At 65.3% G+C, this 23,855-nt stretch carries 25 protein-coding genes; 15 read left to right on the forward strand and 10 right to left on the reverse strand.

Going from position 1 to position 23,855, the window contains the following annotated elements:
• Nucleotides 1-21: 21 nt before the first annotated feature.
• From pxpA to ACTNFJ_RS12085, 6 genes are read left to right on the forward strand one after another with little or no spacing between them, the layout of a single operon-like run.
• On the forward strand, nt 22-756 hold the full coding sequence (gene pxpA / locus ACTNFJ_RS12060; RefSeq protein ID WP_435906874.1) for a 5-oxoprolinase subunit PxpA: 735 nt from the start codon (nt 22-24) through the stop codon (nt 754-756).
• Nucleotides 757-801: 45 nt separating this feature from the next.
• A complete protein-coding gene (locus ACTNFJ_RS12065) occupies nt 802-1,038 on the forward strand; it encodes an acetyl-CoA carboxylase (RefSeq protein ID WP_435906873.1) in 237 nt (78 codons plus the stop codon).
• A gap of 34 nt (nt 1,039-1,072) precedes the next feature.
• Nucleotides 1,073-2,428 carry an acetyl-CoA carboxylase biotin carboxylase subunit gene (locus ACTNFJ_RS12070; RefSeq protein WP_435906872.1) on the forward strand — a complete coding sequence of 452 codons (1,356 nt, stop codon included), beginning with the start codon at nt 1,073-1,075 and terminating at the stop codon, nt 2,426-2,428.
• Nucleotides 2,425-3,318 (forward strand): 5-oxoprolinase subunit B family protein, encoded by an 894-nt coding sequence (locus ACTNFJ_RS12075; RefSeq protein WP_435906871.1) that lies wholly within the window; start codon nt 2,425-2,427, stop codon nt 3,316-3,318. Before ACTNFJ_RS12070 ends, ACTNFJ_RS12075 begins: the two co-directional genes overlap by 4 nt.
• The gene (locus ACTNFJ_RS12080) at nt 3,275-4,273 is read left to right on the forward strand and encodes a 5-oxoprolinase subunit C family protein (protein WP_435906870.1); all 999 of its coding nucleotides are present in this window, start codon (nt 3,275-3,277) and stop codon (nt 4,271-4,273) included. Before ACTNFJ_RS12075 ends, ACTNFJ_RS12080 begins: the two co-directional genes overlap by 44 nt.
• Before the next feature lie 18 nt (nt 4,274-4,291).
• A complete protein-coding gene (locus ACTNFJ_RS12085) occupies nt 4,292-4,486 on the forward strand; it encodes a tautomerase family protein (protein ID WP_435906869.1) in 195 nt (64 codons plus the stop codon).
• 40 nt (nt 4,487-4,526) lie between these two features.
• On the opposite strand, the gene ACTNFJ_RS12090 is transcribed toward ACTNFJ_RS12085, so the two are convergent.
• The 4 genes from ACTNFJ_RS12090 to ACTNFJ_RS12105 all read right to left on the reverse strand — a co-directional run bounded on the left by ACTNFJ_RS12090 (nt 4,527) and on the right by ACTNFJ_RS12105 (nt 7,034).
• Entirely contained in the window at nt 4,527-4,982 is a 456-nt protein-coding gene (locus tag ACTNFJ_RS12090) for an SseB family protein (protein ID WP_435906868.1), read from the reverse strand.
• Between the two features lie 80 nt (nt 4,983-5,062).
• Nucleotides 5,063-5,674, reverse strand: a complete 612-nt coding sequence (locus tag ACTNFJ_RS12095) for an energy-coupling factor transporter transmembrane component T family protein (protein WP_435906867.1) — start codon at nt 5,672-5,674, stop codon at nt 5,063-5,065.
• A complete protein-coding gene (locus ACTNFJ_RS12100; RefSeq protein WP_435906866.1) occupies nt 5,671-6,387 on the reverse strand; it encodes an energy-coupling factor ABC transporter ATP-binding protein in 717 nt (238 codons plus the stop codon). The genes ACTNFJ_RS12095 and ACTNFJ_RS12100 overlap by 4 nt, the downstream gene beginning before the upstream one ends.
• Nucleotides 6,384-7,034 (reverse strand): biotin transporter BioY, encoded by a 651-nt coding sequence (locus ACTNFJ_RS12105; protein ID WP_435906865.1) that lies wholly within the window; start codon nt 7,032-7,034, stop codon nt 6,384-6,386. The genes ACTNFJ_RS12100 and ACTNFJ_RS12105 overlap by 4 nt, the downstream gene beginning before the upstream one ends.
• A gap of 102 nt (nt 7,035-7,136) precedes the next feature.
• Here ACTNFJ_RS12105 and ACTNFJ_RS12110 point away from each other — a divergent pair, with 102 nt between their 5' ends.
• The gene (locus ACTNFJ_RS12110; protein WP_435906864.1) at nt 7,137-7,730 is read left to right on the forward strand and encodes a TetR family transcriptional regulator; all 594 of its coding nucleotides are present in this window, start codon (nt 7,137-7,139) and stop codon (nt 7,728-7,730) included.
• 199 nt (nt 7,731-7,929) lie between these two features.
• Here the strand turns inward: ACTNFJ_RS12110 and nucS are convergent, their stop codons facing one another.
• From nucS to ACTNFJ_RS12130, 4 genes are all read right to left on the reverse strand, one after another.
• Nucleotides 7,930-8,622 (reverse strand): endonuclease NucS, encoded by a 693-nt coding sequence (gene nucS / locus ACTNFJ_RS12115; RefSeq protein ID WP_435906863.1) that lies wholly within the window; start codon nt 8,620-8,622, stop codon nt 7,930-7,932.
• The gene (locus tag ACTNFJ_RS12120) at nt 8,619-10,004 is read right to left on the reverse strand and encodes an MFS transporter (RefSeq protein ID WP_435906862.1); all 1,386 of its coding nucleotides are present in this window, start codon (nt 10,002-10,004) and stop codon (nt 8,619-8,621) included. The genes nucS and ACTNFJ_RS12120 overlap by 4 nt, the downstream gene beginning before the upstream one ends.
• A 127-nt stretch (nt 10,005-10,131) precedes the next feature.
• Entirely contained in the window at nt 10,132-10,758 is a 627-nt protein-coding gene (locus ACTNFJ_RS12125) for a response regulator (protein WP_435906861.1), read from the reverse strand.
• The gene (locus ACTNFJ_RS12130; RefSeq protein ID WP_435906860.1) at nt 10,755-11,942 is read right to left on the reverse strand and encodes a sensor histidine kinase; all 1,188 of its coding nucleotides are present in this window, start codon (nt 11,940-11,942) and stop codon (nt 10,755-10,757) included. Before ACTNFJ_RS12130 ends, ACTNFJ_RS12125 begins: the two co-directional genes overlap by 4 nt.
• A gap of 338 nt (nt 11,943-12,280) precedes the next feature.
• On the opposite strand from ACTNFJ_RS12130, the gene ACTNFJ_RS12135 reads away from it, so the two are divergent.
• From ACTNFJ_RS12135 to ACTNFJ_RS12145, 3 genes are all read left to right on the forward strand, one after another.
• Nucleotides 12,281-13,861, forward strand: a complete 1,581-nt coding sequence (locus ACTNFJ_RS12135) for an alpha/beta hydrolase (protein WP_444711778.1) — start codon at nt 12,281-12,283, stop codon at nt 13,859-13,861.
• 148 nt (nt 13,862-14,009) lie between these two features.
• Nucleotides 14,010-14,735, forward strand: a complete 726-nt coding sequence (locus ACTNFJ_RS12140; protein WP_435906859.1) for a hypothetical protein — start codon at nt 14,010-14,012, stop codon at nt 14,733-14,735.
• A 117-nt stretch (nt 14,736-14,852) separates the two neighbouring features.
• Complete coding sequence (locus ACTNFJ_RS12145) at nt 14,853-16,358, forward strand: alpha/beta hydrolase (RefSeq protein WP_435906858.1); 1,506 nt, start codon at nt 14,853-14,855, stop codon at nt 16,356-16,358.
• 206 nt (nt 16,359-16,564) lie between these two features.
• Here ACTNFJ_RS12145 and ACTNFJ_RS12150 read toward each other — a convergent pair whose 3' ends face one another.
• Nucleotides 16,565-17,896, reverse strand: coding sequence for an MATE family efflux transporter (locus ACTNFJ_RS12150; protein WP_435906857.1), 1,332 nt, complete (start codon nt 17,894-17,896; stop codon nt 16,565-16,567).
• A 175-nt stretch (nt 17,897-18,071) separates the two neighbouring features.
• Between ACTNFJ_RS12150 and ACTNFJ_RS12155 the strand changes: the two genes are divergently transcribed.
• Complete coding sequence (locus tag ACTNFJ_RS12155; RefSeq protein WP_435906856.1) at nt 18,072-18,722, forward strand: hypothetical protein; 651 nt, start codon at nt 18,072-18,074, stop codon at nt 18,720-18,722.
• On the opposite strand, the gene ACTNFJ_RS12160 is transcribed toward ACTNFJ_RS12155, so the two are convergent.
• Nucleotides 18,719-19,654, reverse strand: coding sequence for a LysR family transcriptional regulator (locus ACTNFJ_RS12160; RefSeq protein ID WP_435906855.1), 936 nt, complete (start codon nt 19,652-19,654; stop codon nt 18,719-18,721). The genes ACTNFJ_RS12155 and ACTNFJ_RS12160 overlap by 4 nt on opposite strands.
• A 154-nt stretch (nt 19,655-19,808) precedes the next feature.
• On the opposite strand from ACTNFJ_RS12160, the gene ACTNFJ_RS12165 reads away from it, so the two are divergent.
• The 4 genes from ACTNFJ_RS12165 to ACTNFJ_RS12180 are packed head-to-tail and all read left to right on the forward strand — an operon-like array spanning nt 19,809 to nt 23,819.
• On the forward strand, nt 19,809-20,837 hold the full coding sequence (locus ACTNFJ_RS12165; RefSeq protein ID WP_435906854.1) for an amidohydrolase family protein: 1,029 nt from the start codon (nt 19,809-19,811) through the stop codon (nt 20,835-20,837).
• A 48-nt stretch (nt 20,838-20,885) separates the two neighbouring features.
• Complete coding sequence (gene ligK / locus ACTNFJ_RS12170) at nt 20,886-21,578, forward strand: 4-carboxy-4-hydroxy-2-oxoadipate aldolase/oxaloacetate decarboxylase (RefSeq protein ID WP_435906853.1); 693 nt, start codon at nt 20,886-20,888, stop codon at nt 21,576-21,578.
• A gap of 5 nt (nt 21,579-21,583) precedes the next feature.
• Nucleotides 21,584-22,519: an amidohydrolase family protein gene (locus ACTNFJ_RS12175; protein ID WP_435906852.1), complete on the forward strand. Its 936-nt coding sequence runs from the start codon at nt 21,584-21,586 to the stop codon at nt 22,517-22,519.
• Between the two features lies 1 nt (nt 22,520).
• A complete protein-coding gene (locus ACTNFJ_RS12180) occupies nt 22,521-23,819 on the forward strand; it encodes a protocatechuate 4,5-dioxygenase subunit alpha/beta (RefSeq protein ID WP_435906851.1) in 1,299 nt (432 codons plus the stop codon).
• Nucleotides 23,820-23,855 lie beyond the last annotated feature (36 nt).

Genomic DNA, 23,855 nt, shown 5'->3' on the forward strand with positions numbered 1-23,855 from the left:
ACTCGGCGTACCTTTGAGGCCATGACAGCTCAACGACGCGATGTGATTTCACTGAACTCAGATATGGGTGAAGCTTTCGGCCTGCATACGTTTGGCAACGATGAAGCGCTCATGTCGGTAGTCAACGTGGCCAATGTGGCCTGCGGTTTTCACTCTGGGGACCCTGGGGCAATGGACGATACGGTCAGGCTTGCGAAGGAGCACGGCGTTCGTGTCGGCGCCCATCCGGGCCTACCCGACCTCGTTGGGTTTGGCCGACGTGAGATGAAACTGACTCCCGAAGAAGTGGAATCAATCATTCGATACCAGGTGGGCGCATTGAGCGGATTTCTCACCAAGTACGACGTGCCCCTCAATCACATCAAGCCGCACGGGTCGCTCTACGGAATGCTGGCACGTGACGAGGAGTTGATGGCCGGTGCCGTCCGCGTCGCCCGGGACTACGGCGTTCCAGTCTTCGGAATCGCCGGAACCGCACACCAGCGAGTGGCTGAGCGCGAGGGCGTCGAGTTTGTCGGAGAGCTGTACGTCGACCTTGACTACAACTCAGACGGCGGCCTCATCATTTTGCGACAGCCGCACACAACCGATGTCGAGGCTGCAGCCGAGCGTGCCCGCAAGGCCATCACCGACGGCACGATTCTCTCGGTTGATGGGACGGAACTGCCGATTGACTTCGGCAGCATCTGCGTCCATTCTGATACCCCCAACGCTGTCGAGGTCGCTCAGGCCGTACGCGCTGTCCTGAGCAACTGACGTTCAGCCAGACTCCACACACCCCTAACGAAGAGAGCACTATTCATGAGCACACAGGTCATCGCCCCGATTCCCGGCATCTTCTACCGGCGTCCAGCACCCGATAAGGCTCCCTTCGTGGAGGAGGGCGACACCGTCGAGGTCGGGCAGACCATCGGCGTCATCGAAATCATGAAGCAGTTCACCGAGGTCAGAAGCGAGTCAGCCGGTGTGGTGAGCGGATTCGCAGTTGAAGATAACGGCATGGTCGGTCCGGGCGACGTCATCGCCACCATCGATTAACGAGCGACACACCCAATAGGTAAAGGACTCCATCTTGAAGAAACTGCTGGTCGCCAATCGCGGTGAGATTGCGGTACGCATCATCCGCACCGCACGAGAAATGGGCATACTGACGGTCGCGGTCGTGAGCGAAGCGGATCGCGGTTCCAACGCTGAGCGACTCGCCGACGAGTCGGTCGTGATCGGTCCCGCTCCGGCGGGCCTCAGCTATCTCAACCACGAGGCGGTAATCGCTGCCGCCCGGGAGACGGGTGCGGACGCGATCCACCCCGGGTATGGCTTTCTCTCGGAGAACGCGGAATTCGCGCGGAAGGTCGCAGCCGCTGGGTTCACCTGGGTAGGCCCGAGCCCGGAATCCATCGATCTGATGGGAGACAAGTCTCGTGCGCGGGAGGCCGCGCTCGCCGCCGGTGTGCCGGTGCTCTCCGGCACCGAGGGGGCACTCGACACCTCGGGCGACATCGAAGCGATCGCTGACGAGATCGGGTATCCACTGGTCGTCAAAGCCTCTGCCGGCGGCGGCGGACGGGGCATCCGCCGTATCGAATCGCGCGCGGAGGTGCGATCCACCGTCGAAGTTGCACAAGCCGAGGCGCAGGCGGCCTTCAACTCGAGTGCCGTCTACTTCGAGCGGTTCGTCACCCGGGCGCGCCACGTCGAGGTGCAGGTGCTCGGCGATGGAGAAACCTGGGTGCACCTGGGCGACCGAGATTGCTCGATGCAGCGGCGGCAGCAGAAAGTCATCGAGGAGGCGCCCGCGCCCAACATCCCCGACAACCTGCGTCAGCAGATGCGTGACAGCTCGGTCGAACTCGCAAGGCAGTCACAGTATCTGGGCGCCGGCACGGTCGAGTTTCTCTACGATCCGGAGCGCCAGGAGGTGGCGTTCATCGAGATGAACACGCGTCTTCAGGTTGAGCACCCAATCTCCGAGGCGATCACCGGCATCGACCTGGTGCGTGAACAGCTACGCATCGCCTCGGGGGAGAAGCTCGGCTACGGGCAAGAGGATGTCAATTTTACCGGACACGCGTTTGAGTTCCGCATTAACGCGGAGGATCCGGACAATAACTTCATGCCAAGCCCGGGGCTCATCGAGAGCCTTGACCTCTCAGGAGGACCTGGTGTGCGCAGCGACTTCGGTTTCTCGGCTGGTCAGACCGTGGTGCCCTTCTACGATTCCCTCCTCGGGAAGCTCGTTGTGTGGGCGAAGGATCGCGAGCAGGCGATTTCCCGGGCGAAGCGAGTGCTGGCGGAGACCGAGATCACCGGGATCAAGACCACCGTGCCCCTCATGCGGAGACTGGTCGATCTCGAGGACTTTGCCGAAGCGAAGCACCACACCACCTACATTGAATCCGTTCCTGGTCTGTTAGGAGAATCCGCATGACTCTGCCTGATTACGCTCGCTATAGCTGGGGCGGCGACGAGTTCCTCCTTGTCGAAATCGCCCCGGACATGTCGCTGGAAGCGAACTTTGTCTCGAACTCCATCGCCGTTGGCCTCGAAGAGCGGGCGCTGGCCGGCATCGTCGACATCTGCCCGGCCAACGCTTCACTCCTGATCCGCTTCGACCCGGACGTGCTCGACTACCGAGTTCTCGAGGCTGCCGTGAAGGAGCTCGAATCTGAGGTTCGTCACGCGACGGTGCAGGAGCTCGAGACCCGGATCATCGAGGTGCCAGTGTGGTACAACGATCCGTACACAAATGAGACCGGGGCGAGATTTCGCCAGGGGTATCATCAGCGACCTGAGGGAACCGACCTGGACTACAGTGCCGAGGTCAACGGCCTTGCGAGTGCGGAAGAGTTCATTCGCCGGCACCACGAGACGCCCTGGCTCGTCTCGATGGTGGGTTTCGTGGCGGGGCTGCCGTTCCTGTTTCAACTCACCCCCCGCGAGCGTCAGCTCGAAGTGCCGAAGTATCTGAGCCCTCGCACCGACACCCCGCCCCTGACCATCGGCTACGGCGGGTGCTTCACGGCGCACTACTCGGTGCGCGGTGCGGGCGGGTACCAAATGCTCGGCATTACACCGACACCGATCTTCGACCCCGAGCAGAAGCTTCCCGATTTCTTCGACTTCATGGTGCTCTTCCGCACCGGAGACATCGTCAAGTACCGTCCGGTGGAGGAGGCCGAGTACCGCCAGATTGAGGCCGAGGTGGCAGCTGGCACATACCGCTACAAACAGGCCCCGGTGACCTTCACTCTCGCCGACGCACTGGCTGATCCCGATGGCTACAACCGCACACTCTTGGAGGCTCTCGATGGCGCTTGAGATTCTTGTTCCTGGACTCGCGACGACGGTGCAGGATCGCGGCCGTTTTGGGTACTACCGATTCGGAATTCCGCAGGGTGGTGCGATGGATCAGTACGCGGCGAGCATCGCAAACCGCTTGGTCGGCAACACCGCCGACGAGGCCCTGCTCGAGTGCACATACTTGGGGCCCAAGTTTACGGTTGACGCGCCCACCGTCATTGCGGTTACCGGTGCACCGCTTGAGGTGCTGGTGAATGGGAAGCCACAGCCAGCGAACTCACGGCTCGAGCTTTCCGCTGGTGACGAGGTGTCATTTGGGATGCTCAAGGGCGGGAGCAAGTTCTTCATCGCTGTTGCCGGAGGGATCGATGTGCCTGAGGTGCTCGGATCTCGATCCACCTACCCCATTGGCAAGATGGGCGGGTTCGAGGGCCGTTCTCTGCAGACCGGGGATGTTGTGCCGGTCGGGCGTCCGCTTCCCGAGAAGCTGCCGCGTATTGAGTCGATTCCTGAGGAACTCCTCCCCTCGTACGACCGGGAGGTGACGGTGCGGTTCATGCTCGGTCTCTACGACCACAAGCTCACCGAGGAGGGCCTCGCGAACCTGACAGAGTCGGAGTGGACCCTCACTCCGGTCGCGGATCGCATGGGCCTGCGTTTCGACGGGCCGGGGGCGCCGTGGAAAACCGAGGAGCAGCCGTTTGGTGCGGGGCAAGACCCCTCGAACATCACCGACGCGGGCTACGCGGTGGGATCCATCCAGATTCCCGGCGGTACTCAGCCGATCGTGCTGCACTGCGACGCGGTCTCAGGCGGTGGCTACGCGCAAGCCGGCACCGTGATCAGTGCCGACATGGACCTGTTTGCGCGGATGGCACCGGGCACCAAGGTGCGGTTCCAGCCGGTCACGATGGATGAGGCCCTCGCCGCGCGCGCCGAACGTCGGGCTCGTCTCGATCGCGTCTGGTCATAGCTCGAAGGGAGCAGCGATATGCCACTGGTCACCGTGAAAATGTTTGAGCACCGGCTGCAGCAAGACCCGGAGCTTGCCGAGCGGCTTGCCGTCGCGATCGACGAGGTTGTGGCTGAGCACTGCACTGGGCCCGACGGGAAACGCCCCGACACCTGGGTGACCGTCGAGGGCGTACCGCGCACTCAGTGGACGTTTAATGGGGAGACGCGATAGAGGCGATTGAGCCCTGACCCCGTGTTCCGAGAGCGCGGGGTCAGCGCGTTGCTTCGAGGCTGGCGGCGTCGATCACGGACTCGCCCAGCGCGAGGTCGATGTACTTGCGCAGCACGACGAGCGCATCGGATCCCGCGTTGAACTGAGCCGCGACGAACCTCCCCGTGTGGATCAGGCGCAGCGCCTCGTCGATCGGCATGATCGCACCCTTCGCCTGCTCGCCCTTGCCCTTCGGCAGGGCCGCCCGCAGTTCGTCCATCGAGGTGAAGAGGGGCAGCAGTAACTGCCCCTTCGTCGAGCGGATCGTGCGAATATGCGTGGCCTTCTTCTTCGCGGTGCCCGTGACGTCGACCACGAGAAACCCCTCGCGCAGCGTGGTCAGAAACGCCGCCAGGTGCGCGTAGTCGGGTGCCTGCTGTAGGGTGCGGATCGCCGATCGCACCCCGGTGTTCTCGTAGTCGGCGGTGAGCCCCTCGGGAATCTGCGCTTCAGCCATGCCTCTAGCCTACGGGCCTGGAGCCCTCGAAACGGCGTGTTTGCGGGTGCCTGGGCCTGCGGGCGTGTGGTGGAGTGTGGTCAGTCGTCGCCGAGGCCCCGGGCCTGCAACGCCTCGCCCGTGTGGCGGGCGTGCGCGACCATGCGCAGCACAAGAGGAGTGGCGTAGGCGCGCAGGTTGCGATCAAGGCCACGCGCGCGGGCGGCGGCGCGGGTCTCATGCGCGATGTCGATCGCGAGCGGGATCGCGCGGAACGTAAGGGAGAACGCGAGGGCGACGCGCTCAGGGGAGACCCCCAGCGGGCGCAGCGGGCCGAGTGCCCACACCAGAGTGTCGAGCATGTCGTCTGTTGCGGTGCTCGCGGTGACCGCGCTCGCCGCAAGAATGAGGGCGAGGAGGTCGGCCACGACCTCGAGGCCCCGCTCCCACCCGTTCTGCCAGGTCTGAAAGGCGAACAGCAGCACCGCAATGATCGCGAAGCCCCGCACCGCGCGAATCAGCCCGCGCACGCCCATGCCCGAGGTCAGCGCGAGCGCACCCCCGAGGCCCAGTGCGACGAGCGCCGATGGCCAGCCGGGTGCCGCCACGACCGCGACGCCGAGCAAGAACAGCCCGAGCAGTTTCGCCCCCGGGCGCATGCGGTGCAGTACGGAGTGGCCGGGACGGTACGCGCCAAGTACGGCGCTGGTCACGCGCGCTCCCGGTACCACTCGACCGCCTCAGCTGGCGAGGTGGGGGCTGGGGCGGCGCTGTCGTGCACCACCCGACCCCCGGCTACCACGAGCACCCGATCGCAGCGTGCGGCCAACTCAAGGTCGTGCGTGGCGACGATGAGCTGCTGCGGCAGGCCGAGCAGTAGCTCGGAGATCTGCCGGCTGTTGCGCAGATCGAGCAGTGTGGTGGGCTCATCTGCGACGAGGATCGCGGGCTCGGTCGCGAGCACGCTGGCGATCGCCAGCAGCTGCTGCTGCCCGCCCGAGAGCGTGTGCACGCTGCGGTCGGCCAGCGCCTCGAGGCCGAACCGCGCGAGCGCGTCGCGCGCGGCGGCGAGGCGATCCACCTTGCGCTTGTGCTGCCGACGCAACGACAGCGCCACATCCTCGATTACCGTGGGCATGACGAGCTGGGTGGCGGGGTTCGTGAAGACGAAGCCGACGAGTTGCCGCACCGCACCGCCATCGTGGGCGGTGTCGAGCCAACGGTCGGTCTCTGCGCGCACCCGCACGCTGCCAGTGGTCGGCAGCACCAGCCCGTTCAGCAGGCGCGCGAGTGACGACTTGCCCGAGCCGTTGGCCCCGATGAGCGCGATGCGGTGCTCGGTCAGGGTGAGGGTGGTCGGCTCGAGGACGCGCACCTCACCGTCGTGGGTGGGCGCGACAATCGAAGCTTCGTGCAGTTCAATCATGCGTGGTCGGTGGCCACTCGCTCGTTCGCTGCAGGGGTCGAGTCATGGCCGTCCAGGCTGTCGGTCGAGCGCGCACGGCGGCGTGGTAGCAGGTCGGGGAACGCGCGGTGCACCGCGGTGGCAACGACCGCCGCGAGTGCGATCTTCGCGAGGTCAACCGGCACGAATGCCAGGTTAATCATGAAGGCCTCGCCGACGGTCAGGCCCAGTCGCCAGGCGAGGCCGAGTACGCCGAGTGTGTACACGAAAACGATGTTGGCAACGAGTGCGGCGAGGAAGATGAGGACGGCATTGGTTGCTACAGAGCGACGGGGGAGGCGTTCGACGATGAAGCCGGTCAACCACGCGGCGAGGGGCATGCCGATCAGATAGCCGACGGTTGGGCCAGCAAACGGGGCCAGTCCGGCGGATCCACCAGCAAAGACCGGTAGGCCAATCGCGCCGATCGCGAGGTAGAGCAGCACTGCGAGGAAGCCCCGGTTGGCGCCGAGCACCGCGCCGGCGAGCAGCACCGCGAAGGTTTGCAGGGTGATGGGCACCGCGCCGATCGGGAAGGCCAGCACTGAGGCGGCGACGATGAGCGCAGCGAAGGTGGCGATGAGCGCAAGGTCGGTGGCGGGGCTGCGGCGTGCGCGAATCGTGGCCATGGGTCTTCCATTCTCGTGAGGGTGCGTGCTCCTGTGCTCGCACCTGAACACTGTTCACCATACACTGAACAGTGTTCAGGTGCGACATGTAGGATCCACGGTATGGGTCACAGTCGCACTGATGTCGTCGCCGCCGCGCTGCGCGTACTTGATGAGCAGGGTCTCGAATTCTGTTCGATGCGTCGGGTCGCCGCCGCGCTCGATGTGCAACCGAGCGCGCTGTATCACCACGTACCCGACAAGCAGACGCTGCTCGCGCTCATGGCCGATGAGATGGTTTCTAGTGTCAGGGGGTCGGGCCCCGCGGAGCTGTGCCGCGACCTGCGACGGGCGATGCTCGCGGTGCGCGACGGTGCCGACGTGGTGGCGACCGCCTCCGCGTATCGGTTGGGAGCGTCGGCGGTCGAGGCTCGGCTCGCCGAACTCTTGCGCGAGCGTTTCGACGACATGACTCCCTGGGAAGCCGTCGAGTCGGCGCGCACCCTGCTGCACTTCGTGTTCGGACACACGCAGTCCACCCAGATGTTGCTGCAGGCGCAGGAGTTCGCGGCGCTCGCCGCGGGTCGCCCGGCAGACGCGGCCGCCGATCCACCTGGTGCGTCGCGAGCCGACCTCGAAGCTTCGTTCGACCGCGGCGTTGCTGTCATCCTCGCGGGCCTCGCCGCGCGGCTGGAAGTAGTGAGCGCCTCGGGTTGACGCCAGCGCAGGGTTCAGCGTCCGCGAACCCTGCCCGAACGTCCACCCGGGAAGGGGGGCTGCGGCCGGGGAAGGGTGCGCCGCGTGGGGAGTGGTGCTGAAGGCTCGGGTTGACGGCCGCGCACGGTTCGCAGCGACTGAACCCTGCGTGAGTGTCCACCGCGCGAGATTCCGGGGCGGCCGAGCGCGAGGGAAGCGGCTAGAAGAGGGTGTTGAGGTTCTGCATGCCACGCAGCGCGTCGTAGTCAAGCACGACGCAGCGGATCCCGCGATCCTCGGCCAGCGTGCGCGCCTGCGGCTTGATCTCCTGCGCGGCGAACACGCCCCGCACCGGTGCGAGCACGGGGTCGCGGTTCATGAGCTCGAGGTAGCGCGTCAACTGCTCGACCCCGTCGATATCGCCGCGGCGTTTGATCTCGACCGCCACCGCCGCACCGTCAGCGTCGCGCGCGAGAATATCGACCGGACCGATCGCGGTCATGTACTCGCGGCGCACGAGCGCGTGGCCTTCGCCGAGCACGTCGATCTGCTCAGCGAGTAGCTCCTGCAGGTGCGCCTCCACGCCGTCCTTGATGAGGCCCGGGTCCACCCCGAGGTCGTGCGAGCTGTCGTGAAACACCTCAAATACCGAGACGGCGAGCTGATCCGCTGTCTTCGCGTGCACCACCCGCCACACCTCGGTGATGCCGAACTCGCGCTGCTCGTCGTCGGGTTCTTCGGTGGCAATCGAGCACGGCGGGCTCATCCAGTTCAGCGGCTTGTAGGAGCCGCCGTCTGAGTGAACTAGGATCGAGCCGTCGTTCTTCAGCATCAGCACCCGTGTCGCGCGCGGCAGGTGCGCACTGAGCCTTCCGGCATAGTCGACAGAGCAGTCAGCCACCACGATTCTCACCGTGACAGCCTACCCTTTCGAAGCTCAGTGGATCCGCCCTCGCGTGCAGCGCGGGCCACCAACGCGGTGATCGCGGTGAAGATTAGCAGCGCCCAGAACGCGGTGAGGAGACCGACGAATTCGCCGAGCAGTCCGAATGCCATCGGCCCGAGCAGCATGGATCCGTAGCCGAGCGCGGAGACCGCTGCGACGTCGCGCACGGCGGTCTCTCGGCGATCCGCTGCCGCGGAGATTGCGATTGGCCAGCCGAGCCCGCCGCCCAGCCCCCACGCGATCGTGCCGAGCAGAAGGCCGACGGTGCCGGGAACCACGAGCACGGTCACGATGCCGATGGTGCTCAGAAGAGCGCACGCGTAGAGAATTTTGACGCGCCCGAACCGGTTCAGCAGGGCGGAACCTGCAACGCGCACGAGCATGATCGAGGCGAAAAAGACTCCCAACATGAGCGCGCCGGTTTGGTTGGCGACCCCCCGTCCGTCGACGAGCGCGAGCGGAAGCCAGTCGGCCGCAGTGCCCTCGACGATGCCGGTGGCGAGGGCGATGAGGCCAATGAGGAGCACGCGTCGGTCGCGCCAGGGAGAGTACCGTGCGGGCGGCCCGGTGGTCGGAGGCGAGGCCAGCGGTGTCTGAGCGTTCGAGGCTGAGGGCGGCACGGGGATTTGCGACGTGACGACGGGGATCGCCCCAGTCATGGTCGAGAACGCGGGCTGCCGCCCAGATGATGACTCGACGATCGGGATGGGTCCGGTTGCGTCAAACACGGCAGTCTCCGCAGTCCGCGCGCGCAGGGCCTGCTCATCGGAGGGCACGTTGCGCAGCAGGAGGATGAGAGTCACACCGATGACTGTGAAGATTGCAACAAAGTGCAGTTGCGGCCCAACTCCTACTGCCTCGGCGAGTGCGCCGAGGCCCATGGCGGCGACGGTGCCGGTGCTGTAGCCAGCATGCATGAGGGGTAGCCGCGCGCGGCCCAGGGCGCGTTCGGCATTCGCGCCGCTGACGTTCATGGCGACATCTGCGGTCGCGAAGAAGAAACCGAACACAAAGAGCACGACTAGCCCGATCGGAATCGCGCCAAAAAGGATGATTGTCACTGCCAGGGGCAGCGCCACGACCTGCGCGAGACCGGTGATGAGCATCGTGCGCTTGGGGCCGAAACGCTGCACGACCTGGCCGGAGATCACCAGGCCGACGACGCTGCCGGCGGCAAGACACAACCCGTAGATGCTCATCTCAAGCGTCGAAGCGTCGAGCCGATCTCGCACCGCGGGCAGGCGGCTGAGCCAGGTGCCAAAACTGAGTCCTAGCAGGAGAAAGATGCCGAGCATGGTGCGCACCCAGCGCACGACGATCTGGCGCTCGGAGAGGGATCGGGCAGTCACCACACGAGTGTATTCGACGGCACCGTCGACGGGCCGTCGGGCAGCGTGGGCACTCCGCTGGTCATGTGTCGGCCCGCGTCAGCACGGTGCCTGGAGAGGTCGCTTCGGTCTACTCAGCCTGAGACGCTCAGCGCAGGATGCCCCGCTGACGGGCCGCAGACACGGCCGCCGTTCGTGAGGAGACGTCGAGCTTGGAGAAGATGTGGGCCAGATGCGACTTCACGGTCGTCTCGCTAAGAAACAGCCGTCCAGCGACATCGGTGTTTGAGCACCCACTGGCGACGAGTTCGAGCACCTCGATCTCGCGGCTGCTGAGGCTGACTTGCGGTGTACGGAGGCGATCCAGTAACCGCGAAGCAATTATCGGCGCGAGCGCGCTCTCGCCAGCCGCTGCGGCCCGCACCGCAGCGATCAGCTCGTGTGGTGGCGCGTCTTTGAGTAGATACCCGCTCGCACCCGCCTCAACGGCGCCGAGAATGTCGGCATCGGAATCGTAGTTCGTGAGCACCAGAACATAGGGCGGGGCCTCGAGCGCCCTGATCCGACGGGTGGCGTCTGCCCCGGTCAGCCCGCCAACCCCTCCGAATTGAAGATCCATGAGCACCAGGTCCGGGTTCTCACGCTCGGCTGCTGCCACTGCCTCGTCGGGGGTGGCGGCTTCGGCCGCGACGAACACGTCCTCCTCAAGGCTCATTAAAGCGATGAGTCCGGCGCGCACGATCGGATGGTCATCGGCAATCACGATGCGGATCATGGTGCCTCCACGTTTTTGAGGGTCACGGCGAGCCTGGTCCCTTGGCCCGGGGTTGAGTCGACGGAGAGCGTGCCACCGAGCTGCTGTACGCGTTCGCGTGTTGCGTGCAGGCCGAACGAATCCGTGCTGCTGGGCTGCCCGCCAGCTATCTCGCGCATGTCGAATCCGTCACCGTCGTCAACCACAACGAAACTCAGGGTGTTCTGGTCGACCGCCAGGCTGATTGTCGCTGTGCTCGCGTGCGCGTGCTGAATGACGTTAGCGATGGCTCCCTGGGCGATGCGGAGGAGCGCAGTTTGCACGTGCATCGGGAGGCTCACCGTGTCTGACACCCGAACGTGCACGACAAGTCCCTGCGCGGCCCACTGTGCGTCGGCAAGTCGGCGCAGCGCCCCACCGAGACCGTCATTATCGAGCTGAGGAGGCGTGAGCTCCCGGATGAAGCGTCGCGCCTCGGTGAGATTCACCGCCGCTGTTTCGCGGGCCAACTGGAGGTGTTCGATCCCGGGCCGGCCCGGGTCTGCGCGTTCTGCGGCATGAAGCAGCATGCCGATGCTCGACAGCCCCTGCGCGACAGTGTCGTGGATTTCTCTCGCTAAACGCGCGCGCTCGGAGAGGACTCCCGCTTCGTGTTCGGTGACAGCCAGCTGACTGCGGGTATCGAGCAGCTCTCGCACGAGCCGCTCTCGCTGAACGGCCTCACGCGTGAGTTCCCGCGTTCCCACGCCGATCAGCAGAGCGACACCGGCCCCCACCAGCGGCCCAACAACTCCTCCGACGCTCCACCCGCCATGCAGACCCAACGCGCAGATCGCTGACGCAGTCGCGACGAGGATTGCTACGGGCCCCCACCAGCGTCCGAAGAAGTGCAGGTAGAGGAAGAAGAGCGGGAACACGAGATATGCGGCCTCTGAGCTGATCCAGAGGAGCACGATCCACTCCAGGCTGAGTGCGCCAATCCACCACAGCCCAAGCGCGCCAAAGCGGGGGCCGCCTGGTCGCGCGAATACTGCGCCGAGCGCATAGGTCAGGAGGAAGATTGCCGACAACGCGATCACGCCGACGCTGCGCGGGCTGGGAGCCAGGATCTCGCGGATGACGACCAGCGCGGTGAGGGCGAAGAACAGCAGGTGCGCGCCCACACGCAACACCACGTAGACCGGGGTGAGCGTGGGGGAGGCCATGGGCTAAATCATACGGAGACGAGGCGCGGGAAACATCGTTCGAAAGGACGACTCGCCCACCCATTATTTCTCTGTCCAGTGCGGGCCACGAGGGCGGTGACGGGGACGCGCGCATGACTGCGGTCGATCACCTCTCGCCCGCCAGTAGGTCCAGGCAGGTGACCGGCTGGATCGGGCCTACCGGTTCGGGTGCATCGTGTTCCCTCACGATCGCGGAGCCCCTGATGCACCTGGAATCAGGAACAGCGCTGATCGACAATACCGACGCTGCGAGCTGGGCATGGCTCCAATAATGGATGGTGTACAAGTGAGGAAGATTTTCCCACTAGCATTTCCCCATGGTCTTGAATCTTCTCTCTCGCAGGCGACCACGCGTGGCAATGCTTGCTGGGGTCCTCGTCGCGGGCCTCGCACTCAGCGGCTGCAGTCCAGTGTTCGGCCTGGGAGCGGGTGCAGGCGCGGCGGGTGGGGTTGACCCGCTCGATCCACGCAGCATGAGCAGCGAGTGGCAGGCTGAGAATTTCGCGGCCTACTACGAGCAAGAGATTGAGTGGTATGCATGCGGCGAGGAGGAGGGCCTCGAAGAGTGGTACGCCGATGAGCTTGCGGCCGCCGGCTTCGACCTCGACCAAATCGGCTGTGCCTACATTCAGGCGCCGTACGACTGGGAAGACCCCTCGATCGAAGAATCGATCGAGCTGAATATCGTGCACATTCCCTCGACGAGTGGCGAGCCGCTGGGCACGCTGCTCGGCAATCCCGGCGGGCCCGGCGCATCGGGGGTCGACTTCATGCTCGGCATGGCCATGTCGCCAGGCTTCGAAGAGGTCGCGGCCAATTACGACCTACTCGGCTTCGACCCGCGCGGCATCGGGGGATCCACCCCTATCGATTGTGACGGCGGTGGATCGCAGATTCCCGTTGTGCAACTGGGTGCCTGCATTGCCGACAACCCCCTCACCCACACCATGGGCACCTCGCAGGTGGCACGCGACATGGAGCTCATGCGCGCGCTCATGGCGAACGAGAAGCTGAACTTCTTGGGCTACTCGTACGGCACGATGCTCGGCGCGACGTACGCCAGTATCTTCCCGGAGCGGGTCGGACGGATGGTGCTCGATAGCGCCGAGAACGCGGAGTGGGCAAGCCTGATCCACCTGTTTGATCAGTCGGTCGCGATCTCAAACGCCACGATTGCGCTCGCGACCGCCTGTCGTACGGAGTACGCCGACGAGGTGGAGGTGTGCCCCTTCGTCGATGAGGAGACGCTACTCGCCGTATTGGCGCAGCTTGATGCCGAGCCGCTCCTCGCGACCGACGGCACGGCGATCACGGGCCAGCTGCTGCAGGAGTATCTCGCCGGCGCGCTGTACCAGAGCCACTTCCAGCGCGGGCGCACACTCGACACAATTGCGCTGGCGCTCTTCGGCGACCAGGAGGCGATCGACACGATCGGGGCCGATTTCTCGGGGGAGTACGTGCCCGACATGGCGATGCGGGTGGTGACGTGCCACTCCTTCCCGATCGAGCCAGACATTCCCGGGCTGCTGGAGCACATCGAGAGCGTCGGCATGCCCAGGCTGCTCGGCGGTCCCGAGATCACCGACGAGACCCTCGCGCCGTTCACCGACCTGTCCTGCTACACGCTTCCCGGCAGCGGGCTCGACTTCACCGAGTCCTACGATGCGACGGGGGCGGATCCGATCCTCATCATCGGCATCACCGGAGATCACGCGACCCCGTTCCAGTACGCCGAAGTGCTCGCGTCAGAGCTGGGGGACGCGACCCTCCTGACGCTGGATGGCCAGGGGCATGCGGCCTCGTACTCGGCGCGATCCACGTGTATCGATGAGGCTACGACCAGATACCTGCTTTCGGGTGAGATGCCTGCTGCGAACACCGTTTGCCTTGATGACTGACGCGTCTCACGAGATCTCTCGTTCTCGCCTCGTTTAGCGGTTTGGTTGTTTGGTTGTTCGGTTGTTCGGTTGTTTGTTTGTTTGTTTGTTTGTTGCTCTGCGTGCTTGACCCCTGTTTTCCCCCGTCTCGAGACCCAAGGAATCACCCATGACTTCTGTGCCCGAAACCACGTCTCCCGCGCCCGCAACGGCCCCAACACAGGCAGGGCCCGCTCGCGAGAGCTGGTTTAGCCGCCAGTTCGAACTTTTCATCGCCGTGCTGCTTGGCGTGGCCTCGGTGATCACCGCCTGGGCCTCGTTCCAGGCCTCGCTGTACGACGGCGAGATGTCGGCGGCGAACACCAAGGCGAGCGTCTTGGCCGCTGAGGCCGAGTCGCTGTACCTCGAGGGGAACCAGCAGTACGTGAGTGACGGGCAGTTGTTTGATCGCCTGACCGAGCTCGAGATTCAGTCGGCGAGTGCCGATCCAGCGGCTGCGGCCGTGGCCCTGGAGACGATCGAAGTCTTGAGCTTTCAGTCGATGACCGAGGATTTCGCGGCGGCGATGGACTGGGCCGCCGCCGAGAATGAGGCCGATCCCGATTTTTTCACTCACCCGCAGGCGAGTGAGGAGTACCAGTCGGTGCTTTTCAGTGGATACGAGGAGGTCAAGGCTGAGGCCAACGCCGCACTGGAAAGCTCGGCGAAGTTCAACGAGCTCGGCGATCAGCTGACACTCGGCACCGTATTGCTTGCGATCTCACTGTTCCTCTTCGGTATTGCTGCCATCATCCGCAGCTTCCGTCTGCGCCTCATCATCACCGGGGTCTCGACGGTGGTGATGGTCGTTGCGACGGTCATGTCGGTCATCGTGGTGAACACTCCCGTCTCTTAGGTGGATCGGCGGCGCCGCGCGCTCGGATGCGGGCGGCGCCGCGCGCTTCGCATAAGATGGATACAGTGTAAGTTTCACGCGACTGTTGGCCGCGTGATGAGCGCCCGGGGGGCTTCCATGGTTCGAATCGCTGGAATAGTGGCGACGGTGACGGCGATCGGCCTCACCCTTACGCTCGGAGGGTGCGCGGCTGAGAGCGCAACCGAAGGGGCGAGTGCGCTGCAGGAAACGAGTTTTCCGGGGGTGTACGCGCAGAATGTTGAGTGGCGAGAATGTGACTCAGAGTTCGGGTTTCGTGATGATTTTGCGGAGCTGGTCGCCAATGCGGGCGGCACCGTCGAGGGCGCCCGGTGTGCGCGAATCGAGGCGCCGCTCGACTGGAGTGACCCCGGGAATCACGAGACGATTACCCTGGCGGCGGTGCACTTGCCCGCAACCGGCGACGAGTCGCTCGGTACCCTGTTCAGCAATCCCGGCGGGCCCGGCGGCAGCGGTGTCGACTACGCGATCGGTGTCACCACGATGCGCAGCTTCGACGCCGTGCACGAGCAGTACGACCTCCTCGGCTTCGACCCCCGGGGCATCGGTCGTAGCACGCCGGTGGAGTGCGAGAACGAGACTGAGATCTTCGAACTGGCGATCGCGCTGTGCGCCGACGCGAACCCGCTGGCCGGCTCGATGGGTACGGCGCAGGTCGCCCGAGACATGGAGCTGCTGCGCCATCTCATGGGCGACGAGAAAACCAATTACGCGGGCTTCTCATATGGAACGGTCATCGGCGCCACCTACGCGACGCTCTTTCCCGAGCGCCTGGGACGCATGATGCTCGACAGTGCATGGCCAAGCGATTGGTCGAGCCCGCTCGGCTCTCACCAGCAGCGGGAGGCGATTTCGTTCGCGCTGAACGACCTCCTGCAGCAGTGCGCCACCGAGTATGGGCTCGCCCTGTGCCCGCTGAACGGCGAGGATGCCCTGGTAGATATCTCCGATCAGCTTGATCTTGCGCCCCTGCTTGCGAGCGACGGCACTCAGATTGACGGCAGCCTGCTGTCGGGGTATCTGACCGCTGCGCTGTACCAGGCGCCCTCGGGGCGACAGGCCGCACTCGACGTGGTAGGCCGGTCGTTGAGCGGCGAGCAGGCGGCGATCGATCAGCTGGCCGACGCGATGAGCGGCGGCGGATCGAGCGTCGGTCTGAGCGGCATGATCGTGCGTTGCCTCTCCTCGCCCCGGGATCCGAACCTGGTCGGTCTGTATGAGTACGTGCGGGAACACGGGCTCCCGCTCCGACTCGGTGGCCCTGAGCTCAGCGATGAGACGCTTCGGCCAGTGTTTGACCTCTCGTGCGATGCGCTTCCTCGCAGCGGCGACGACTACATGATGTTTGAGAACACGAGCGATGTGCCGATTCTGGTGTTCGGTGTTACGGGCGATCACGCGACCCCGTACGCGGGCGCCCAGCAGATGGTAGCCGAACTCGGGAACGCCAGGCTGCTCACGCTCGAGGGCAGCGGGCACATCGCCTCATTCTCAAACCGTTCGAGCTGCGCCGACGACGCGGCGACGGCGTACCTGCTGCGCGGCGAGCTACCCCCCGAGGGCACGGTCTGCACCGACGACTGACGCGCCACCTCGTCTCCTGGGCCGCCAGTCCGACGGCTTGCTCTCTCAGAAAACTCGTCTGGCCCCTTCCACTTTCCCCGAATTGAGGTGTCAGCAGGGGCAAACCATCAATATGGGGAAACTCATTTCGTGGTGGGAGTGAGGCGGGTCAGCCGACTTAGGGGGGTGGATCGGCGATCCACCCTCGTGGCCGCGTCGCCAGGGCGCTATACGCCGAGCACCACCCACCGCTCGCTGCGCACTCGCAGACCGAGGGTGACCGCTCGCGCGCACATGAATGCGAGAGTGAAAGCGGCGGTGAGGAGCGCCAGCCCGGGCGGCCCCGGGGGCGCGAGCTGCGTGATGACCCAGAGCACCGGCAGGTAGGCGGCGAGGTTCACGAGACTGGTCCAGGCGAGGTAGCGTGCGTCACCCGCGCCCATCAGCACCCCGTCGAGCACAAACACGAACCCGCCGAGCGGGAGCGAAACCCCGAGCACGAGGATCGAGGGTGGAAGCGCGGCCAACACCGCGGGGTCGTTCGTGAAAATGCGACCGACGATGGGGCTGAGGGCCGCGAGCAGCGCGCCGATAACCGTGCCGCTGGCGAGGCCCCAGAACACCGTGCGGCGCAGGATGGCCCGCGTTCGCCCGGGGTTGCGTGCGCCGAGCGCGTCGCCGACCAGAGCTTGCGCGGCGATTGCGAGGGCATCGAGGGCGAAGGCTGCGGTCGAAAACAGGATGAAGACCACCTGGTAGCCGGCGGTTGCGACCGTGCCCTGGGCTGCCGCTGCCCCGACGGTGAGCAGCAGCGCGGCGCGCAGTCCGATCGTGCGGATGAACAGCCAGCTTCCGCTGCGGCCGGCGTGCCGGAGACCAGCTCGTTGCGGCCACGCGGTGGCGCCGTGAGTGCGAGCGTGTCGCGCCACAACTACGACGTACACGGCGACCATGCCCCACTGCGCCGCTACCGTGCCCCAGGCGCTGCCCGCGATACCCCAGCCGAGCCCGTAAATAAACACCCAATTCAGCAGGGCGTTCGCGGTGAACCCAATGCCCGCCACATACAGTGGCGTGCGCGTGTCTTGCAGGCCGCGCAGCAGGCCCGTCGCCGCGAACACTACGAGCATGGCGGGCAGCCCCGCGCATGAGATTGCGAGGTAGGTGGTGGCCTGATCCACGACCTCGGGGTCTCGAGTAAACACATGCACGACCGGCGTGCTCGCCGCCCACAATCCCACAGCGAGCACGATGCCGATGCCGCCCGCGAGCCATAACCCGTCGACCCCCGCCTGCACGGCGCCGCGCAGGTCGCCCGCGCCTCGGCGACGCGCCACGAGCGGGGTCGTCGCGTAGGCGAGAAACACCATGAGCCCGACTGCGGTCTGTAGCACCGCTGCCGCGATGGCGAGCCCCGCCAGCGGAATCGCGCCAAGATGTCCGACAAGGGCGGTGTCGACCACCAGGAACAGTGGCTCGGCGACGAGCGCACCGAGCGCCGGTACTGCGAGTGAAGCGATGCGGCGGTCGATGCTGCGGCGATCCACTGTGGTGGGCATGCTCACCACGGTAGCGCGCGCCTCACTGATCTTGAGCGGGAACGAAGGAACGGACAGAGAGAAAGCGAGATAGATCGGTTGCCGGGGTGCCTGGGGTGCCTGGGGTGCCTGGGTTGCGGGGGTCAGAGTGCGAGGGTGAAATGGATCGACGGGAGGTGGCGGGTACGCTTGCTGCATGACATCCGCACCGACTCTCGAAACACACTGGGAGCCACTGACGCCCGAGCGTGTCGCCGAGTTGCTGAAGGGCACGTCGGCGCGCTGGTGGCTCTCGGGCGGGGCCGCTCTCGATCGCTGGCTGGGTGAGGCGATCCGCAATCGTCCGAACATGGATGTAAGTACCATCCCGGCCGATATTTCACAACTGATCGAAGCGCTCCCGGCACGCTACAGTCCGTGGGTTCCGCGCGGCGAAGACGCGGTGATGCCGTGGTCCGATGCGGCCGAAGACGCTGACCTGCAGCCGGTGCGCATCCTCGACGAGGAGACTGGCGCCTGGGTGCTGCAGATCAACGTGGAAGACGGCATTCCTCGCACCTGGCTGTACCGGCGCGACCCACGTCTGCAGCTACCGTGGGATCGGGCCGTACTCGACATCGACGGCATCCCGACCGGTGCCCCGGAGGTACAGCTGGTGTGGAAGGCGCTGCGTCCGCGACCGGAAGATGAAGTCGACAAGGATGCCGTGTTCCCCAAGCTTTCGGATGAGGCCAGGGCTTGGTGGGAACGTGCGATTCTGTCGATCCACCCGCACTCGACCTGGGCGATCCACGTGCGCAGCCCACTCACGCCAGCCAAAGCCAGCTGGAACCGCCCGAGCCGTTAGTCAGCGTGGCCGATCTGGCCCAACTGCTCGGAGAGTTCGATACCGTCGGAGACCGCGCCCAACACGAGCGAGCGGAACCACTTCTGCGCGGGAGACAGGCTCGCCTCGCGACGCGTATAGAGGGAGACGGGCGTGCTCTGGCCCGGCCAGGGCAGCTCAGCAATCTGCAGTCGAGGAAACCAGCCGCAGAACACCTCGGCGACGTGCCGCGGGAGCAGCACGACCAGGTCGGTCGCCTCGAGCACGGCCGGCACGGTCGCGTACTCCTCGACCGTGAGCGCGACCTGAGGGAGCAAGCCGTGCTCAGACAACGCGCGCAGCGGAAATACGTGGCCGCCGCGGGCCGAGACACGAACGAATCGGCGACCCTCGAACATGCTGGGAGAGGTGTGGGGCAGTGGGTGCGAGTCCGCAGAAAGCGCGACGTACTCAACCGCGCGCACCCGGGTGCGCCACAGGCTGGGGGTGCCAATGCTTGAAACAGTCATGGCCAAATCGATCGTGCCGCGTATCAACCCGTCCTCGACCTGATTGGCGTCGAGCCGCTCCACTTGCAGGTGGGGGCCGGCGGCCTCCCGGGCAAGCGCTGCCATGATCGGGGGCAGGAATGTCTGCTCGCCGATCGAGGTGAGCCCGAGTGTCAGCTCGCCCGTGAAGCGCGCAGGATCAAAATCATCGGGAACACTGACGACGGCGTCGATCTGGGCAAGCGCTTCGTGCAGCGGACCGAATAGTTGGGTGGCCCGTGCCGTCGGAACCATGACGTGCCCTTCCCGCCTGAACAGATCATCGCTAAACCGTTCGCGTAGCCGAGCGAGGGTGTAGCTGACGGTCGGCTGGGTGACGTGCAGGCGGTCAGCGGTGGCGGTGAGACTGCGCATTTCATAGAGCACGACGAAGGTCCGCAGCTGGTTCAGGTCGGGGAGAGCCATGCATCGATCATATCTATGGGGTGCGAGCAGTATATCTATTGGACCATACTCGCGAACCCGCTTAGAGTCGTGAACAACCGCATTCGGCAGCGTCGCCCGCTCACGGGCTCCGATGCTCCGCCACCCCGTACCTCACTGACAAGGACGCCACACGTTGATCATCGACATCCACGGCCACTACACCACCGCCCCCACGCAGCTCGGGGCTTGGCGTGACCTGCAGATCGCCTTCGCCAACGGAGATGGCGAAGCCCCCGATCCCGCCGCGCTCCACATCAGCGACGACGATATCCGGGAAACCATCGAAGCAAATCAGCTGCGCCTCATGAACGACCGCGGCAGCGACGTGACCGTCTTCAGCCCGCGCGCCTCATTTATGGCGCACCACATTGGAGATCTCGAGGTCTCAGAGACCTGGGCCCGCATCTGTAACGACCTGTGCGCACGGGTGAGCGAGCTCTTCCCCGACCGCTTTCTGCCCGGCGCGATGCTGCCCCAGTCTCCGGATGCGGATCCCAAGACCGTTCTCGCAGAACTCACTCGCGCGGTAGAAGAGCTCGGCGCGGTTACCGTGAACCTGAACCCCGACCCGTCGGGCGGCAAATGGACGGCACCGGCCCTCACCGATCGTTCCTGGTATCCGATCTACGAGAAGCTCGTCGAGTACGAGCTTCCGGCCATGATCCACGTCAGCACCTCGTGCAAGTCGGTATTCCACACCACCGGCGACCACTATCTCAACGCCGACACAACCGCCTTCATGCAGCTCCTGAAGGGTGACCTGTTTCGCGACTTCCCCGATCTGAAGCTCGTCATTCCGCACGGCGGCGGCGCAGCTCCCTACCACTGGGGTCGATTCCGTGGCCTCGCGATGGCGCTCGGTAAGCCCGAGCTTGAAGAGCACCTGCTCGGCAACGTGTTCTTCGACACCTGCGTGTATCACCAGCCGGGCATCGACCTCCTCACCTCGGTGATTCCCGTCGACAACATCCTGTTCGCCAGCGAGATGATCGGTGCCGTACGCGACATCGACCCGCGCACCGGCCACTACTTCGATGACACGAAGCGCTACGTCGACGCGACGCCGAACCTGACCGACGAGCAGCGCCAGCAGGTCTTCGAAGGCAACGCCCGCCGCATCTACCCGCGCGTCGACCGCGCACTCACTGCCCGCGGACTCTGATCCACCGCCACAGCCTTCCTTACCTGAGAACCAGACACGGAGAAGATCTTGCGCCTCAACAATCTCGGCATCGTCCACACCACCATCGAGCGCCCGGACCCAGAAGACGTTGCCCTCCTCTCACAGTTCGGCGTCGCCACGATCCACGAAGCGATGGGGCGTGTGGGCCTCATGCGCCCGTACATTCGGCCTGTCTACACCGGTGCCAAACTCTGTGGCCCGGCCGTGACGGTGCTGCTGCAGCCAGGTGACAACTGGATGTTCCACGTCGCCGCCGAGCAGGTGCAGGAGGGTGACGTGGTCGTCGCCGGATGCACTACCGAGAGCGAAGACGGATTCTTTGGGGATCTGCTTGCCACCTCGCTCACCGCACGCGGCTGCAACGGCCTGGTCATTGACGGCGGCGTGCGCGACGTCGCCGACCTCGAGAAGATGGGGTTCCCGGTTTTCTCCCGAGCGATCAACTCGAAGGGCACCGTCAAGGCGACCCTCGGTTCGGTCAACGTGCAGGTCGTCGTGGCCAACGTGGTCGTGAACCCGGGTGACGTGGTGGTTGCCGACGTCGACGGTGTTGTGGTCGTTCCGCGGGAGCTCGTCGGCGCGGTCGCCGATGCCAGCCAGAAGCGCGAAGACAACGAAGAGGCCAAGCGTCAGCAGTTCCGCGAGGGCGTGCTCGGGCTCGACATCTACAACATGCGCGAGCCGCTGGCCAAGGCTGGCCTTGAGTACGTGGAGGACTGAACACCATGGCTCACGGCGACACGAGTGGCGGCTTCGAGAAGTCGCCCGGCTGGCTTGACTGGTACGACGGGCCCACGACTCCCACCTTTCGGGTGCCCGCAGGGGCAGTTGATGCGCACTGCCACGTGTTCGGTCCGGGCGAGCAGTTTCCGTACGCGCCGGAGCGCAAGTACACGCCGTGCGATGCCTCGGCCGAGCAACTGTTTGCGCTGCGCGACCGACTCGGCTTCGAGCGCAATGTCATCGTGCAGGCCACCTGCCACGGCGCTGATAACCGAGCCCTCGTCGACGCACTGCGGCGCAGCCAGGGCCGCGCGCGCGGTGTCGCCACGGTGCGCCGTGACGTCACCGGTGAAGAGCTCGCCGAGTTGCACGCAGCCGGCGTGAGGGGTGTGCGCTTCAACTTCGTGAAGCGGCTGGTGGACCGCGTGCCGACCGAGTCACTCGACGAGATCGTCGCAAAAATCGCCCCGCTCGGCTGGCACGTGGTCATCTACTTCGAGGCCGAGGACCTGCCCGAACTGTACGACTTCTTCTCGGCGATCCCCACCGACCTCGTCGTCGACCATATGGGTCGCCCCGACGTGACCAAAGACCCGAACGGTCCCGAGTTTGAGTTGTTCCTGCGCTTCATGCGGGAGAACCCGAACGTCTGGACCAAGGTCTCCTGCCCCGAGCGACTCTCGACCAGCGGCCCGCGAGCCCTGGGCGGCGAGCAGAACGCGTACACCGACGTCGTGCCGTTCGCGCGTCGCGTCGTGGAGGAGTTTCCCGATCGGGTGCTCTGGGGCACCGATTGGCCGCACCCGAACCTGAAGGATCACATGCCCGACGACGGGCTGCTGGTCGACTTCATCCCGCACATTGCACCCACCCCCGAACTGCAGCACAAGCTGCTCGTCGATAACCCCACCCGCCTCTACTGGCCCGAAGGAGCATGACATGGCACTCGACAAGCCGTACAAGGACGTCCCCGGCACGATAATCTTCGATGCGGAGCAAGCCCGAAAGGGCTATCACCTCAACCAGTTCTCGATGTCGCTCATGAAGCCCGAGAACCGTGAGCGCTACCTCGCCGACCGCGAGGCCTACCTCGACGAGTGGCCGCTCAGCCCCGCGCAGCGCCAGGCGGTGCTCGACATGGATCTCAACGCCATGATGGCCGAGGGCGGCAACATCTACTTCCTGAGCAAGATCGGTGCTACGCACGGCCTCAGCTTCCAGCAAATGGCCGGCTCAATGACCGGCATGAGCGAGGCCGCCTACCGTGACATGATGATCGGTGGCGGTCGGCGGCCCGAGGGCGTGCGGCTGAAGGATCTCGACGGGTGGACCCCGCCGTCAACCGAAAAGTCCGAGGTCATGCGCCCCGACGCGCCGGCGAAGTTCACCTCGGCGCTCTTCACCTCGCACGTGCCCGCGATCGGTGCGGCTATGGACCTCGGCAAGACCGAGGAGCCGTATTGGAAAAAGGTCTTCTCCGGCTACGACTGGACCCGCAAGTGGGCGAAGGAGAACACTCCCGACGTCGTGATCCTGGTGTACAACGATCACGCCACCGCGTTTGACTCCTCGATCATCCCGACCTTTGTGCTGGGCACCGGCGCCGAGTACCCCGTCGCCGACGAGGGCTACGGTCCCCGTCCGGTGCCCGATGTGCAGGGCCACCCCGAATTCGCCGCTCACATCGCGCAGTCCGTGATCCAGGATGACTTCGATCTCACCCTTGTCAACGAGATGGTGGTGGATCACGGCCTGACCGTGCCGCTCTCGCTCGTATTTGGTGACGTTGAGGAATGGCCGTGCAAGGTCATCCCGCTCGCGGTCAACGTCGTGCAGTACCCGGTGCCTTCGGGCCGCCGCTGCTACGAGCTCGGACGGGCACTGCGCCGCGCGCTCGACAAGTGGGACGGCGAGCCGCTCAATGTGCAGATCTGGGGTACCGGCGGTATGAGCCACCAACTGCAGGGCCCGCGCGCGGGCCTCATCAACGAGGAGTGGGACAACGCGTTCCTTGATCACCTCATCGCCGACCCGCTGGGGCTGACCGAGTGGCCGCATATGGAGTACGTTGACGAGGCGGGTTCTGAGGGTATTGAGCTGGTTGACTGGCTCATCGCCCGCGGTGCCATGGACGACCAGTTCGGCGGCGAGGCTCCGTCGGTGGATCACCGGTTCTACCACGTGCCGGCATCGAACACCGCGGTGGGTCACCTCGTGATCTCCAACCCTTCCGCGTAATCGGCATCCGCACGCTCCCCATTTCGACCCAGCAGA

The sequence above is a fragment of the Leucobacter shiyiweii genome (assembly GCF_052446065.1).
Lineage (GTDB): Bacteria > Actinomycetota > Actinomycetes > Actinomycetales > Microbacteriaceae > Leucobacter.

What these genes read in the sequence shown, in the direction of transcription:
- pxpA (WP_435906874.1), top strand. Translation starts at nt 22, where the DNA reads ATGACAGCTCAACGACGCGATGTGATTTCACTGAACTCAGATATGGGT.
- ACTNFJ_RS12065 (WP_435906873.1), top strand. Translation starts at nt 802, where the DNA reads ATGAGCACACAGGTCATCGCCCCGATTCCCGGCATCTTCTACCGGCGT.
- ACTNFJ_RS12075 (WP_435906871.1), top strand. Translation starts at nt 2,425, where the DNA reads ATGACTCTGCCTGATTACGCTCGCTATAGCTGGGGCGGCGACGAGTTC.
- ACTNFJ_RS12080 (WP_435906870.1), top strand. Translation starts at nt 3,275, where the DNA reads ATGGCTACAACCGCACACTCTTGGAGGCTCTCGATGGCGCTTGAGATT.
- ACTNFJ_RS12085 (WP_435906869.1), top strand. Translation starts at nt 4,292, where the DNA reads ATGCCACTGGTCACCGTGAAAATGTTTGAGCACCGGCTGCAGCAAGAC.
- ACTNFJ_RS12090 (WP_435906868.1), bottom strand. Translation starts at nt 4,982, where the DNA reads ATGGCTGAAGCGCAGATTCCCGAGGGGCTCACCGCCGACTACGAGAAC.
- ACTNFJ_RS12100 (WP_435906866.1), bottom strand. Translation starts at nt 6,387, where the DNA reads ATGATTGAACTGCACGAAGCTTCGATTGTCGCGCCCACCCACGACGGT.
- ACTNFJ_RS12105 (WP_435906865.1), bottom strand. Translation starts at nt 7,034, where the DNA reads ATGGCCACGATTCGCGCACGCCGCAGCCCCGCCACCGACCTTGCGCTC.
- ACTNFJ_RS12110 (WP_435906864.1), top strand. Translation starts at nt 7,137, where the DNA reads ATGGGTCACAGTCGCACTGATGTCGTCGCCGCCGCGCTGCGCGTACTT.
- ACTNFJ_RS12125 (WP_435906861.1), bottom strand. Translation starts at nt 10,758, where the DNA reads ATGATCCGCATCGTGATTGCCGATGACCATCCGATCGTGCGCGCCGGA.
- ACTNFJ_RS12130 (WP_435906860.1), bottom strand. Translation starts at nt 11,942, where the DNA reads ATGGCCTCCCCCACGCTCACCCCGGTCTACGTGGTGTTGCGTGTGGGC.
- ACTNFJ_RS12135 (WP_444711778.1), top strand. Translation starts at nt 12,281, where the DNA reads ATGGTCTTGAATCTTCTCTCTCGCAGGCGACCACGCGTGGCAATGCTT.
- ACTNFJ_RS12140 (WP_435906859.1), top strand. Translation starts at nt 14,010, where the DNA reads ATGACTTCTGTGCCCGAAACCACGTCTCCCGCGCCCGCAACGGCCCCA.
- ACTNFJ_RS12145 (WP_435906858.1), top strand. Translation starts at nt 14,853, where the DNA reads ATGGTTCGAATCGCTGGAATAGTGGCGACGGTGACGGCGATCGGCCTC.
- ACTNFJ_RS12150 (WP_435906857.1), bottom strand. Translation starts at nt 17,896, where the DNA reads ATGCCCACCACAGTGGATCGCCGCAGCATCGACCGCCGCATCGCTTCA.
- ACTNFJ_RS12155 (WP_435906856.1), top strand. Translation starts at nt 18,072, where the DNA reads ATGACATCCGCACCGACTCTCGAAACACACTGGGAGCCACTGACGCCC.
- ACTNFJ_RS12160 (WP_435906855.1), bottom strand. Translation starts at nt 19,654, where the DNA reads ATGGCTCTCCCCGACCTGAACCAGCTGCGGACCTTCGTCGTGCTCTAT.
- ACTNFJ_RS12175 (WP_435906852.1), top strand. Translation starts at nt 21,584, where the DNA reads ATGGCTCACGGCGACACGAGTGGCGGCTTCGAGAAGTCGCCCGGCTGG.
- ACTNFJ_RS12180 (WP_435906851.1), top strand. Translation starts at nt 22,521, where the DNA reads ATGGCACTCGACAAGCCGTACAAGGACGTCCCCGGCACGATAATCTTC.